Source organism: Helicobacter salomonis (assembly GCF_017979425.1).
Lineage (GTDB): Bacteria > Campylobacterota > Campylobacteria > Campylobacterales > Helicobacteraceae > Helicobacter > Helicobacter salomonis.
Genome location: NZ_JAERIS010000063.1, coordinates 1 through 289 on the forward strand (window position 1 = coordinate 1; position 289 = coordinate 289).

General features: G+C 49.1%; 1 rRNA gene. It reads left to right on the forward strand.

What is annotated here, in order from left to right:
- A 23S ribosomal RNA gene (locus KCO92_RS07275) occupies positions 1-289 on the forward strand; the annotation flags it as partial.

Genomic DNA, 289 nt, shown 5'->3' on the forward strand with positions numbered 1-289 from the left:
ATCCAGAGTAGGCCAGGACACGTGAAATCCGGGCTGAAGCCGGGGAGACCACTCTCCAACCCTAAATACTACTACTACACCGATAGCGCACAAGTACCGTGAGGGAAAGGTGAAAAGAACCGTGGGTAACGGAGTGAAATAGAACCTGAAACCATCTACTTACAATCATTCAGAGCCCTATGATTTATCAGGGTGATGGACTGCCTTTTGCATAATGATCCTGCGAGTTGTGGTGTCTGGCAAGGTTAAGTGAAAACGAGCCGTAGCGAAAGCGAGTCTGAATAGGGCG